Origin of the sequence: Aureimonas phyllosphaerae (genome assembly GCF_047943035.1) — a bacterium.
GTDB classification, from domain to species: Bacteria; Pseudomonadota; Alphaproteobacteria; order Rhizobiales; family Rhizobiaceae; genus Aureimonas; species Aureimonas phyllosphaerae.
This window is the reverse complement of sequence record NZ_CP181348.1, coordinates 814,501-827,274: the sequence shown is the minus strand read 5'-3', so window position 1 is coordinate 827,274 and position 12,774 is coordinate 814,501. Positions and strand designations below refer to the sequence as shown.

Annotated in this window: 8 protein-coding genes; 4 read left to right on the top strand and 4 right to left on the bottom strand. The window is 71.4% G+C overall.

The genetic code is table 11. From position 1 onward, the window contains the following. The first annotated feature begins 90 nt into the window (after window positions 1-90). On the top strand, window positions 91-3,474 hold the full coding sequence (locus tag ACLNGM_RS03765) for an ATP-binding protein (RefSeq protein WP_416357250.1): 3,384 nt from the start codon (window positions 91-93) through the stop codon (window positions 3,472-3,474). Further along, window positions 3,467-4,387, top strand: a complete 921-nt coding sequence (locus ACLNGM_RS03760; protein WP_416357249.1) for a response regulator — start codon at window positions 3,467-3,469, stop codon at window positions 4,385-4,387. The genes ACLNGM_RS03765 and ACLNGM_RS03760 overlap by 8 nt, the downstream gene beginning before the upstream one ends. A 4-nt stretch (window positions 4,388-4,391) precedes the next feature. Here ACLNGM_RS03760 and ACLNGM_RS03755 read toward each other — a convergent pair whose 3' ends face one another. After that, on the bottom strand, window positions 4,392-6,605 hold the full coding sequence (locus tag ACLNGM_RS03755; RefSeq protein ID WP_416357248.1) for a nitrate- and nitrite sensing domain-containing protein: 2,214 nt from the start codon (window positions 6,603-6,605) through the stop codon (window positions 4,392-4,394). A gap of 247 nt (window positions 6,606-6,852) precedes the next feature. Next, window positions 6,853-7,605 carry an SH3 domain-containing protein gene (locus ACLNGM_RS03750; protein ID WP_416357247.1) on the bottom strand — a complete coding sequence of 251 codons (753 nt, stop codon included), beginning with the start codon at window positions 7,603-7,605 and terminating at the stop codon, window positions 6,853-6,855. Between the two features lie 263 nt (window positions 7,606-7,868). Here ACLNGM_RS03750 and ACLNGM_RS03745 point away from each other — a divergent pair, with 263 nt between their 5' ends. Continuing rightward, complete coding sequence (locus ACLNGM_RS03745) at window positions 7,869-8,252, top strand: hypothetical protein (RefSeq protein WP_090965041.1); 384 nt, start codon at window positions 7,869-7,871, stop codon at window positions 8,250-8,252. Between the two features lie 18 nt (window positions 8,253-8,270). Here ACLNGM_RS03745 and ACLNGM_RS03740 read toward each other — a convergent pair whose 3' ends face one another. Together ACLNGM_RS03740 and ACLNGM_RS03735 are read right to left on the bottom strand one after the other, a co-directional pair. Next, entirely contained in the window at window positions 8,271-10,355 is a 2,085-nt protein-coding gene (locus ACLNGM_RS03740) for a PAS domain-containing protein (RefSeq protein ID WP_416357246.1), read from the bottom strand. Then, complete coding sequence (locus tag ACLNGM_RS03735) at window positions 10,348-11,850, bottom strand: ATPase domain-containing protein (protein WP_416357245.1); 1,503 nt, start codon at window positions 11,848-11,850, stop codon at window positions 10,348-10,350. The genes ACLNGM_RS03740 and ACLNGM_RS03735 overlap by 8 nt, the downstream gene beginning before the upstream one ends. A 222-nt stretch (window positions 11,851-12,072) precedes the next feature. On the opposite strand from ACLNGM_RS03735, the gene ACLNGM_RS03730 reads away from it, so the two are divergent. Further along, window positions 12,073-12,774, top strand: coding sequence for an SDR family oxidoreductase (locus ACLNGM_RS03730; RefSeq protein WP_416357244.1), 702 nt, complete (start codon window positions 12,073-12,075; stop codon window positions 12,772-12,774).

Below are 12,774 nucleotides of genomic sequence, written 5' to 3'. Positions count from 1 at the left end.
GGGCGAACGGGGACATACGTCAAATGACGTAGACGGGAGGCGCGCGGCTGCGCATAGGATCGCAGGACTCGCCAACCGACCGGGATCGGAATGAACGGCCGCCAGCGCATCCTTCCCGTCCGGCGCGAATACAACCGCTGGGTCGCCAACCAGACGCTGGAAGACTACGCGCTGCGCTTCACGGCCAAGAGCGCCCGGCGCTGGACGGCCGCGCGCGTGTCCCAGACCGCGATCGGCGCGATCTCCTTCCTGGCGCTGGAAGCGGTGGGCGGGGCGATCACCCTGTCCTTCGGCTTCGCCAACGCGGTGGCCGCGATCCTCGCGGCGACCGTGATCCTCTTCGTCACCGGCATTCCGATCAGCGTCTATGCCGCGCGCCACGGCGTCGACATCGACCTTCTCACCCGCGGCGCCGGCTTCGGCTACATCGGCTCCACCATCACCTCGCTGATCTATGCGAGCTTCACCTTCATCCTCTTCGCGGTGGAAGCGTCGATCATGACGGCGGCGCTGGAGCTCGCCTTCGGCATGCCGCTGTGGATCGGCTACATCGTCTCGGCCGTGGTGGTGATCCCGCTCGTCACCCACGGCGTCACCTGGATCAGCCGCTTCCAGCTCTGGACGCAGCCGCTCTGGATCGGGCTGAACCTCCTGCCCGTCGGCTTCATCCTCGCGCAGGACTGGGGCTCGGTGGAGGCCTGGATGGCCTTTCCGGGCCTGGAAGCGACGGGCCCGGACGGGTTCGACCTCCTGAAGTTCGGCGCGGCGGCGGCCGTGATCCTGGCGCTGATGCCGCAGATCGGCGAGCAGGTGGACATCCTGCGCTTCCTGCCGGGCAACGGGCAGGCGAGAGGCTGGAACTGGTGGCTGTCGCTCTTCGCCGCCGGGCCCGGATGGATCGTGCTGGGGGCGCCCAAGCTCCTGTTCGGCTCGTTCCTCGCGGTCCTCGCGCTGCGCTCGGGCGTGTCGCCCGAACACGCGGCCGAGCCCGCCTACATGTACGAGGCGGCCTTCGGCTTCGTCGTGCCGAACGAGACCGCCGTCCTGCTGCTGACCGCCGGCTTCGTCGTCGTCAGCCAGCTCAAGATCAACGTGATGAACGCTTATGCGGGCTCGCTCGCCTGGTCGAACTTCTTTTCCCGCCTGACCCATTCCCATCCCGGCCGCGTCGTCTGGCTGGTGTTCAACGTGGCGATCGCGCTTCTCCTGATGGAGCTCGGCATCTACCGCGCGCTGGAAGCGACCTTCGGCCTTTTCGCCAATGTCGCGGTGGCCTGGCTCGGGGCGATCGTGGCGGACCTTGCGATCAACAAGCCGCTCGGCCTGTCGCCGCCCGGCATCGAGTTCAAGCGCGCCCATCTCTACGACCTCAACCCCGTCGGGCTCGGCTCGATGGGGCTGGCGACGCTCCTGTCGATGCTGGCCTTCGCCGGCGCCTTCGGCGAAACGGCGGCGGCCCTGTCGGCCTTCGTGGCGCTCGGCACCGCCCTCCTCGCCGCCCCGCTGATCGCCTGGGGCACGGGCGGGCGCTTCTATCTCGCGCGCCGGGGCCGGGCCGAATGGGCGACGCGCAAGGTGATCGCCTGCCGCGTCTGCGAGCATCCGTTCGAGCCCGAGGACATGGCCTACTGCCCAGCCTATGCCGCCCCGATCTGCTCGCTCTGCTGCTCGCTCGACGCGCGCTGCCACGACCTGTGCAAGCCGCATGCGCGCTTTGCCGCGCAGGCCGCCGAACTGGCCGGGGCGACGCTGCCCAAGCGCCTCCTCGCGCGCGTCGATTCCCGGACCGGGCGCTATCTCGGCGGCTTCTCGCTCCTGGCCGGCGTGCTGTCGCTGGTGCTCGGCCTGATCTACTACCAGGCGGCGCTGGCGAGCCCGCAGGACACGGACACCATCGCCGCCGCCCTTTGGGCCGCCTTCTTCATCCTCCTGATCGTGTCGGGCATCGCCACCTGGTTCTTCGTGCTGGCCCAGGAATCGCGGCGCGTCGCGCAGGAGGAATCGGCCCGGCAGACGAGCCTCCTCCTGAAGGAGATCGCGGCCCACAAGCGCACCGACGCCGCGCTCCAGAGCGCCAAGGAGCGGGCGGAAGCGGCGAGCCTTGCGAAGAGCCGCTATGTCGTGGGCATGAGCCACGAGCTGAGGACGCCGCTCAACGCCGTCCTCGGCTACGCCCAGCTCCTCGAGGCGGACGCCGCCATCCCGCGCGAGAAGGCGGGCGGCATCCGCACCATCCGCCGCTCGGCCGAGCACCTGTCGGGCCTCATCGACGGCATCCTCGACATCTCGCGCATCGAGACGGGGCGCCTGACGCTGCAGCGCTCGGACGTGCGCCTCGACGACTTCCTCGCCCAGATCGTCGACATGATCCGCCTGCAGGCCGAGGCCAAGGGCCTCGCCTTCCGCTTCGTGAGGCCCGCCCATCTGCCCGACATCGTGCGCACGGACGAGAAGCGCCTGCGCCAGATCCTGATCAACCTCCTGTCCAACGCGGTGAAGTATACCGAGAAGGGATCCGTGACCTTCGAGATCGCCTATCGCAGCCAGGTGGCGATCCTGTCGGTGACCGACACGGGGCCCGGCATCGCGGACGGGGAAGCGGCGCGCATCTTCGAGCCCTTCGAGCGGGGCAGCGCCGCCCGGGGCAAGCTGCCCGGCCTCGGCCTCGGCCTCACCATCACGCGCCTCCTCGCCAGCCTCATGGGCGGCGACGTGACCATGGAAAGCCGCCCCGGCGAGGGCAGCCGGTTCGCCGTGCGCGTCATGCTCTCGGCCGCCCCGCCGCGCCCCGCCTCCAAGGGCGGGGCGCAAGCGCCCGAGCCCGACGCACCGGTGCGCGGATACGCCGGCCCGCGCCGCACCATCCTCGTCGCCGACGACGACGAGGCGCATCGCGACCTGATGGTGGAGCTTCTGCGCCCGCTCGGCTTCATCGTGCTGACCGCCGCCGACGGGCCGACCGCGCTGCGGCTCGTGTCGGAGATCCGTCCCGACCTCTTCCTCCTCGACATCCAGATGCCCGGCATGGACGGCTGGGCGCTCGCCCGCCGCCTGCGGGCGCAGGCCCAGGACGGCGCGATCCTGATGGTGTCGGCGACGCTCGCCGAAACCCCCGCGCCCGGGCTCGAGGCCGAGGACGATCCGGGCGTCGCCGGCGCGCTCACCAAGCCCGTCGATCTCCGGGCGCTCCTGTCGGCGATCGGCCGCGCGCTCACGCTCGACTGGACGCGCGACGAGGCGCCCCCCGTCGAGGCCTCGGCTCCGGGCCGGCCGCCGGCCCTTCTTCCCGACGCCGACCGGGACGAACTGCGCCGCCTCGGTCGGATCGGCTTCGCCAAGGGCATCGAGCGCAAGCTCGCGGCCCTGGAAGAGGACCCGGCCCATCGCGAGGTGGTCGCGCGTCTGCGCCGGCCCGCCCGTGACTTCGACTGGGCGCGCTTTGCCGCCATCCTCGACGAGGCCGGCGATGCGTGAGGCGGCGGGACCGGGCGCGGAAAGCCACATCGTCCTCGTGGTCGACGATTCGCCCGACACGCTGCGGCTCCTGACCGACGCGATCGAGGCGACGGGGGCGAGCGTCCTCGTCGCGCTGGATGGCGTGCAGGCGCTCGGCATCGCCGCCGAGATCACGCCCGACATCGTCCTGATGGACGCGATGATGCCGGGCATCGACGGGTTCGAGACGACGCGCCGCCTCAAGGCCGACCCGGCGCTGCGGCACGTGCCGGTGATCTTCATGACGGGGCTCGGCGAGACCGAGCACGTCGTACGCGGGTTGGAGGCCGGCGGCGTCGACTACGTGGTGAAGCCGATCGTGCCGGACGAGCTCCTCGCCCGCATCCGCGTCCATCTCGGCAATGCTCGCTCGGCGCAGAGCGCACGCGCCGCGCTCGACACGACGGGCCGCTTCCTGTTCGCCGCCGACGGGGCAGGCCGCATCCTGTGGGCGACGCCGCAGGCGGGACGGCTTCTGGGCGCCGGAGCCGGCGAGGCCGCCCTGCCCTCGGCCGCGCACGAATGGCTGGCGGCGGGCGCCGAGCCGGCGCGCGTGCCGGCCGGCGGCTGGCCGCTGCCCTCCGATCCCGACCGGCGCACGACGCTCAATTTCGTCGGCCGGATGAGCGACGGCGAACACCTCTTCCGCCTCGCCGTCGAAGACGCGTCCGCCGAGGAAGCGACCTTGCGCGACCGCTTCCAGCTTACCGCGCGCGAGGCCGACGTCCTCGTCTGGCTGTCGCGCGGCAAGTCCAACCGCGACATCGCCGAGATCCTGTCGCTCTCCCCGCGCACGGTGAACAAGCATTTGGAAGTAGTCTTCGCCAAGCTCGGCGTCGAGAACCGGGCGTCGGCGACGTTTCTCGTGATGAAGACCCTGTCGGAGCGCTGACGCGTCAGGCGGCGCGCCGGCGGGGCATCGCCTGAACCGCGGCGTGGGTCGCCGGGCCGCCGGCGCTCCGCCGCGTCTCGAACCGGTCGACGAGCCCGGCGAGATCGTCGGTCTCGCGCATCAGGTTCTGCGTCGCGGCGGTGGTCTCCTCCACCATCGCGGCGTTCTGCTGGGTCACCTTGTCCATCTGGTCGGCGGCGATCGACACCTCCTTCAAGGAGGCGGCCTGCTCGCGCGCCGCGCGCGCGATACCCTCCACCGTGCGCGTGACGTCGCCGACCTGCGAGACGATGTCCTCGAGGCTGCGCCCCGAGGCGGTGACGAGATCGACACCCGCCTCGACCTGGGTTCGGGACAGCGCGATCAGGGTCTTGATCTCCTTGGCGGCCTCCGCCGAGCGCTGCGCGAGACCGCGCACCTCCTGCGCCACCACCGCAAAGCCCCGGCCCGCTTCGCCGGCGCGCGCGGCCTCGACGCCCGCGTTCAGGGCGAGGAGATTGGTCTGGAAGGCGATCTCGTCGATCACGCCGATGATCGAGCCGATGCGCTGGGACGAGGCCTCGATCTCGCTCATCGCGGAGACGGCTCGGGCGACGATCTCGCCGCCCCGCTCGGCACTTCGCAGCGCCTGCGACGCAGACCCCTGCGCCTTCCCGGCATCGGCGGCGGCCAAGTTGATGCCGCGCGTCACCTCTCCGAGCGCGGCCACGGTCTGTTCGAGGTTGGCCGCCTGCTGCTCGGTGCGCTGCGACAGGTCGCCCGCGGCCGCCGCGATCTCGCCCGAGCCGTTGGCGATGGCCTGCGCGTTGGTGCGCACGTCCATCAGCGTCTCCTCCAGCCGCGCGATCGCGCCATTGAAATCGAGGCGGATCGGCTCAAGGCGCGGCGCGAACGCGGTGTCGATGCGATGGGTGAGCTTGCCGTCCGCAATGGCCCCGAGGCCCGCCGCAAGGCTCTCCATCGCGAGCGCGATCTCGGCCGCCTCCTCAGTCCGGGCGCGATCGCGCTCCAGCCGCTCGCGCTCCGAAAGCGAGCGGTTGGCGTCGATCTCGCCCTCCAGCCGCAGCCGCTCGACGGCGTTGTCGCGGAACACGGTGACGCAGCGCACCATGTCGCCGATCTCGCTGCGGTCCGGCGCGACATCGAGGGCCGTGTCGGCCTGCCCGCCCGCAAGGTCCCGCATGATGCGCACGAGGCGCCCGACGGGCCGCGTGATCGAGCGCGTCACCGAGGCGACCATCAGCGCGACGAGCAGGAGAAGGCCCGCCGTCAGACCCAGCGACAGGACGAGCGCCTGCTTCTCGGTCGCGGCCGTCGTGGTGGCGAAGGCGCCGAGGTCCGCGCTCACGGCATCCTGGATATCCTTCAGGGCGTCGATGCGGGCCGAACTCGCGTCGTACCAATCCTTGCCGGTCACGAACGAGATCGTTCCGCCGAAGGGACCCTGGAGACCGGTCGTGCGCATGCCGTCGACGCGCTTGCCGACGGGGCTCTTGAGCATGGCGTCGAGCGCCTGCCGGGCGCCCGGCGTCGCGCGGTCCCGGAAGCTGGAGAAGCGGGCGGTCTGCGCGGCCGCCTCGCCGACGAAGTCGCGGTAGAGATCGGGCGTGAAGCCGCCCGCCGTAAATGCCGTGACGCCGGCGGTGCGCTCGCGGCCCGCCCCCTCCTTGGCCTGCAACAGCGAGGTGTAGGCGAGGATGCGGTCCGAGATCTCGCTGTTGGTGGTCAGCCGGTTCATCGATCCGACCACTGCGATCAGGCTGTCGACCGCCTGCCCGAACGTGGCCGCGACGTCGGCGGGCTTGGCCTTCAGCGCCGAGACGCCCTCGCGGATCGGGGCGATCGCATCGAGACGGGTCTGCGCGTCGCGCGCGAGATCCTTGAGGACCGCGTCGCCCGGCGCCTCGGGCGCGGCAAGGTCCAGCGCCCGGAAGCGAGCGACCGCCGCGTCCACCACTGTGCGCTGCTGGTCGAGAAGCCCGGCGAACTCGCCCTTGCCCTTGGCCGCCGTGAAGCCGGTGGCGGTCGCGCGCTCCTTCTGCACCTCGTGCATCACCGAGCCGATGGTCGCGGCCGTGCCCGACAGGTCCGCCACCATCCCGGCCTCGAACGCCGCCCGCATCGTCGACAGGTTGGTCTTCACCGCCATGCCGAGAAGCGCCAGCGTCGGGATCGCCGCCACGATGACGATCCGCGTGCCGATCCTGATGTGGCTCATCGTCATCTTCATCGGCAGGGCGCCTCACGGGGGTTGGGACCGGACGCCTTGGCTACAAGAGACCACAACGCGTCCACGACGTCGGAATGCCGAAATCGTGAGTGAAACTCGTTGAAGAATGATGATCGGTTCGGCGGGATCGACTGCCGCCTTTTGAAACATTCTGCTGCAATGCCGTTGCCGCGATGCCGCATCGCTGGCTGTCTGATGCCTCAAGCCGCTGCCGGCCGAAGAGATCCAGGCTTGGTCAACGGCCGGGAACGCTTGCGGCGGGAACCGGTCCGCCGCGGCGCGCGTCGGCCGCGGCCAGCGTCGGCATGGTCGTGGCGCGCAGCGGTGCCGGCGCGGCGGACGGCGTGACAGCCTCGGGCACCACGGCGGCCTCGACCCAGCCCGTGAAGATGCCCGACTCCACGCGGGCAAAGCCGCCCTCGCGGCGGGTGACGCGCAGCGGCCGGCCGGCATCCAGCACCATCCAGGCGGGCGCACCGGCTGAGGGGCTACGGCGGAGCGGCGTCGGCGAGCGGGTGACGAACCGCCCGTCGCCGGCAGGCGCCGCACGCTCGACCTTCGCGGGCACGGCGACGGGGGTCCGGGCGGCAGGGGCCGGCGCGGGCGCGGCGGCGGTGGACACCGGACGCGCGTCCGGCACGGCCGCGCGCGGCGGCAGCGGGTTGGCGGCGGGCGGACGGAGCGCCGCCTGACGAGCCTCGGGGGCGCGCGGCTCGGCCGAGCGCGGCCGGTCGACGGCAGCCGGCGTTACGGCGGGACGCCTCGGCGCGGCGTCGCGATGGGCGGTGGCCGGCGCGTTGGCTCCGGTCAGCATCCGCTCCAACGCGGCGACCTGCGGCACATGTCGCTCGACGACCGCGCGGTTGGCGTCGAAGGCGATCCAGCCGACCGCCAGGATGCCGAGCCCCCACCACACCGGACCGACCCGGCGCCCGGCGGGGGCGCGCGGTTTGGCGCCCTTGCGCGAACGCGGCTTGCGCTGGGTCATGACGCGGCTCCCTCGGCTGACGGCGTTTGCGCAAGCCTTACGCGGCGAAGGTGGACGGATGGTGAACATTTCGAGAGCACGCGGCGCCGCATTCGAGCGATCGCCTCTTAACACATTGTCTTCACACGACATTTCCGCGTCGACCATTTCGCTGGTCGTCGCCCGGTCCGCAAGTAGTCGGCTCTTGAAAGCGGGGCCGGCCGCCGCACCTTGCCGCGCAAGGGGACGCCGTGACTTACGGCTTCGACAAAGGATCGGAACGAATGAACAAGCTGACGCCCTTCGCCCTCGCCGCGACGCTGGCGCTGGCCGCCTGCGGCGACGATGCGCCCTCGACGCCGGCCGCCACCGCGCCGGCGACGACAACGACCACCACCACGACAACGACGCCTGCCGGCACGGCGCGCACTGAGGCGCAGGAAGCCGCGGACGCGATCGGGCAGGCGGGCCGCGAGACCGGCCAGGCGATCGGCGCCGCGGCGCAGGAGGCGCGCGATGCGGCCGCTCCGGCGCTCGAGCGCGCCCAGCAGGCGACGGGCCAGGCGATCGACGCCGCCAAGCAGGGCCTCAACAACCTGACGCGCGATGCAGCCTGCCAGACGGCACGCGCGGCCAACGACACGCAGGGCATCGCCGCCAACTGCTGATCCCCTCCGGGCGGCCGGTCAGCCGGCGGGCCGCCCCAGAATCATCTCGCGCACCTTGGCGCCCAGCGCCTCGTATTCGAAGGGCTTGGCGATGAGATCCATGTTCTCGCCGAGGAACTCGCCGCGCACCGAGGCCGATTCCGCGTAGCCGGTCACGAACAGGATCTTCAGCTCGGGCCGCAGGCGGCGCGCGATCTCGGCCAGCTGCCGCCCGTTCATGCCGGGCAGGCCGACATCGGTGACGAGAAGGTCGATGCGCGCGGACGATTCCAGCATCGGCAGCGCCATCGCGGCATCGACCGCCTCCAGCGGCTGGTAGCCGAGGTCGCCGAGAACGTCGACGATCAGCATGCGCACCAGACCCTCGTCCTCCACCACGAGGACGGTCTCCCCCTCGCCCGCCGGCGCCTCGCCGGTCGCGACCGCGCTTTCCACCGCCACCGTCCCGGCCTCTGCGGGCAGGAGAAGGCGGATCGAGGTGCCTTCGCCCTCGCGGCTGTCGATCGCGACATGGCCGCCGGACTGCCGGGCGAAGCCGTAGATCTGCGACAGGCCGAGGCCGGTGCCCTGGCCGAGCGGCTTGGTGGTGAAGAAGGGCTCGAAGGCCTTGGCGAGCGTTTCCGGCGACATGCCCGAGCCCGTGTCGGCGACCTCGAGCGCCGCGAAGGGGCCGGGGCGCGCGGCGGCCCGCGTTTCCGCGTCCGTCGCGCGGCGCGCCGTGATCGTCAGGCGCCCGCCGTCCGGCATGGCGTCGCGCGCGTTGATCGCAAGGTTCAGGAGCGAGTTCTCGAGCTGGCTGACGTCGGTGCGCGCAACGAGCGGCTCGGGGCAGAGGCGCGTCTCGATCTCGATGTTTTCGCCGAGCGTGCGGCGCAGGAGATCCTCCATGCCCTCGACGACGGTGTTGAGGTCGAGCGCTTTCAGGTCGAGCGACTGGCGGCGACCGAAGGCGAGGAGGCGTGCAGTCAGGGTCGCGGCGCGCTGGGCGGCCTGCATGGCGTTGCTGCGGTAGCGCTCCAGCGCCTCCATGTCGCCGGTGTCGATCCGCCGGCGCATCAGGTCGAGCGAGCCGATGACGCCCGCCAGCATGTTGTTGAAGTCGTGGGCGATGCCGCCCGTCAGCTGGCCGATCGCCTCCATCTTCTGCGACTGGCGCAGCGCCTCCTCCGCCCCCTCGCGCCGGGCCATCTCGTCGCGCAGGGCCTCGGTGCGCTCGGCAACACGCGCCTCCAGCGAGGCGGCCGCCTCGCGCAGCTCGTTCTCCATGCGCTTCTGCGCCGTCACGTCGAGCACGAAGATGTGGAACCCGTCGACCCGGCCTGCCGCGTCGCGGCGCGGCAGGTAGCGGATTTCCGACAGGCGATCGGCGCGGCCCGGCATGGCGAGCTGCGCCTCGAAGAGCGCCGGCTCGCCGGCAAGCGCCCGGCGCACGGCCTCGCGCCGCGTTTCGAACGTGTCCGGTCCGAGGACTTCGGGGATGGTGCGCCCGATCACCGTGTCCGCGCGGGTGCCGAACCAGTCCTCGTAGGCACGGTTGGCGAAGCGGTAGACGAGATCGCGGTCGACGAAGGCGATGAGGACCGGCAGCGAGTCGGTGACGAGCCGCAGCTCGCGCTCGGACGCGGCCAGCGCCTCGCGGCTGGCGGTCAGCTCGCGCAGCCGGTCGCGCATCTCGAACTGCTTCTGGCGCGCGCGCATCGAGGAGGCGATGGAGCTGACGAGCGACTCGATGCCGAGCGGCCGCTCCAGGATCATCACGTTGGTGACGGTCTCGGGCAGGCGATGGCGCAGGCCGACGATCGCGTCGGAGCGCCCCGTGCGCCGCGCCGCCAGCACCATGATCGGGATGTCGGACCAGTCGGGCTGGGTGCGGAGCGCCGCGGCCAAGGTGTCGAAGCCGGGCTCGAGCGCTTCCTGCGTGACGAGGATCAGGCCCACGCTCTCGCCCGCCTCGCCGGTCACCCGCTCGCTCAGGGTCGTCAGATCGGCGCAGACGGTCGCCCGGTACTGCTCCTGCGCCAGGAGTTCGCGCATGCTTTCGGCGTCGCGCCCGAAGGGGGCGCAGATCAGCACTTCAAAGCCTTGCGCCGCCCGCCTATGCACGCGTCCGCTCTTCCATCAGCGGACCGACCTCGCCGGAATATTCCGGCGTTCCGGTCAGGATGCCGCGGAACTGCACGAGCGGCGCGCCGACGCGGATGCCACCGGCGTCGATGCGAAGCTCGCGGATCGCCTCCTCGTGCGGCCCGCTGCGGTTCTTGAGGATCGAGATCGCCTTGCGGAACCGCCCCTCCGCCTCGAAGAAGCGGATCAGGATCACCGTGTCGGCGACGTAGGAGATGTTGAGCGTGCCCGTCGACATGGTGCCGACCAGCCCGTGCTGCGGGTTGATCAGGAAGGTGCCGACGCCCTTCTGGTTGAGGTAGGACAGGAGCTCGTGGATCTGAAGGATCAGCTGCTGCTCCTGGGGCATGGCGGCGAGATAGCCGTTGAGGCTGTCGATCACGAGAAGGCGGCAGCCGCGCGCCTCGACCTCCCGCCGGACGCCGAAGGCGAACTCTCCGGGCGAGATCTCGGCCGGATCGACCTGCACGATGCGCAGGAGCCCGCTGTCGAGATGCGGCTGGAGATCGAGCCCCATGGCCGTCGCGCGCACCATCATCGTGCCGATGCGCTCGTCGAACTCGTAGATCGTGGCCGGCTCGCCGCGCCGGCAGGCGGCTTCGACATACTGGAGGGCGAGCGTCGTCTTGCCGGTGCCGGCCGGGCCGGTGATCAGCGTGCTCGTGCCGCGAAGCGGTCCGCCGTAGAGCAGCGCGTCGAGCTCGGCGATGCCGCTTGCCATGGGATCGCCGAGGAAGGGCGTGTGATGCTGCGCGGCGATGAGGCGCGGAAACACCGAGAGACCGCCGCGGCGGATCGTGAAGTCGTGAAAGCCCGCGATGAAGTCGACGCCGCGCAGCTTCTGCACCTGGAGGCGGCGGCGCGCGGCGCCGAACTCGAGCGTCAGGCGCTCCAGCGTCAGGACGCCGTGGCACAGGCTGTGCAGGTGCGTGTCCCGCCGCCCGGCATCGCCCGCCGTCAGGTCGTCGATCAGGATGACGGTCGCCCCGCGCGGGGCGAAGAACTGCTTCAGGAGCAGGACCTGTCGGCGGTAGCGCAAGGGGTCCTGCGCGAGGAGCCGCATTTCCGACAGGCTGTCGAAGACGACGCGGTGCGGGCGCACGCGCTCCACCTCGTCCTGGATCAGCTGGATCATGCCGCCGAGCTCGACCTCGAAGGAATGGAGGATCGACTGCTCGCGGCCCTCGCCGAGCACGGCTTCCGCCGACGACAATTCGAAGATGTCGATCGCCGACAGGTCGAACCCGTGCGAGGCCGCGACCGCGAGAAGCTCCTCGCGCGTCTCCGACAGGGTGACGTAGAGGCAGCGCTCGCCCCGCTCCGCCCCGTCGATCAGGAAGCGCATGGCGAGCGTCGTCTTGCCGGAGCCGGGCGCCCCTTCCACGAGGTAGAGCCGCCCCGTCGGCAGGCCGCCGTTCAGGATATGGTCGAGTTCGGCATTGCCGGACGAGGTCCGATCGGACGTCTGACGCATCGGAAAACTCATCGGCTCATGGGTCGCTCGGCGGCCGGACGGGACCGCCCTTCCTTGACTAGCCAAGCCCTCAGGCCCGCGCAACGCATTTGCGCGTGTGCGCGAACGCATGGCGCGGCGCGCCGGCCGGCAACGCCTCTTCCGCCGGCGCGCCGGCCCATGCCAGGATGGGGCGGCGGGCGTGCGACGATCGGCGCGTGGACCAAGGACAAGGACAGGACCATGGCGGACAGGGTGGCGCTGGTGACGGCGGGCGGCAGCGGCATGGGCGCGGCGGCGGCGCGGCGGCTTGCCGAGGACGGATGCCGGGTCGCGGTCCTGTCCTCGTCCGGCAAGGGCGAGGCGCTGGCGCAAGCGCTGGGCGGCTTCGGCGTCACCGGCTCGAACCAGTCGGCGGACGACCTCGGGCGTCTCGTCGACGGCGCGATGGAGCGCTGGGGGCGGATCGACGTCCTCGTCAACAGCGCCGGCCACGGGCCGCGCGCGGCCATCCTCGACATCACCGACGAGGACTGGCATCGCGGCCTCGACACCTACTTCCTCAACGTCGTGCGCCCGTCGCGCCTCGTCGCGCCGATCATGGCGGCGAACGGCGGCGGGGCGATCGTCAACGTGTCGACGGCCTGGGCCTTCGAGCCGAGCCCCCTGTTTCCGACCTCGGCCGTGTTCCGCGCGGGTCTCGCCGCCTTCACCAAGCTCTTCGCCGACGCGCACGCGCCCCGGAACGTGCGCATGAACAACGTCCTGCCCGGCTGGATCGACAGCCTGCCGGGCACGGAGGAGCGCCGGCAGAGTGTGCCGATGGGCCGCTACGGGACGATGGCAGAAATCGCCGCCACCATCGCCTTCCTCGCCTCGGACGGGGCCGGCTACATCACCGGCCAGAACGTCCGCGTCGACGGCGGCCTGATGCGCTCGGTCTGA

What these genes read in the sequence shown, in the direction of transcription:
- ACLNGM_RS03765 (WP_416357250.1), top strand. Translation starts at nt 91, where the DNA reads ATGAACGGCCGCCAGCGCATCCTTCCCGTCCGGCGCGAATACAACCGC.
- ACLNGM_RS03730 (WP_416357244.1), top strand. Translation starts at nt 12,073, where the DNA reads ATGGCGGACAGGGTGGCGCTGGTGACGGCGGGCGGCAGCGGCATGGGC.
- ACLNGM_RS03750 (WP_416357247.1), bottom strand. Translation starts at nt 7,605, where the DNA reads ATGACCCAGCGCAAGCCGCGTTCGCGCAAGGGCGCCAAACCGCGCGCC.
- ACLNGM_RS03760 (WP_416357249.1), top strand. Translation starts at nt 3,467, where the DNA reads ATGCGTGAGGCGGCGGGACCGGGCGCGGAAAGCCACATCGTCCTCGTG.
- ACLNGM_RS03735 (WP_416357245.1), bottom strand. Translation starts at nt 11,850, where the DNA reads ATGCGTCAGACGTCCGATCGGACCTCGTCCGGCAATGCCGAACTCGAC.
- ACLNGM_RS03755 (WP_416357248.1), bottom strand. Translation starts at nt 6,605, where the DNA reads ATGAGCCACATCAGGATCGGCACGCGGATCGTCATCGTGGCGGCGATC.
- ACLNGM_RS03745 (WP_090965041.1), top strand. Translation starts at nt 7,869, where the DNA reads ATGAACAAGCTGACGCCCTTCGCCCTCGCCGCGACGCTGGCGCTGGCC.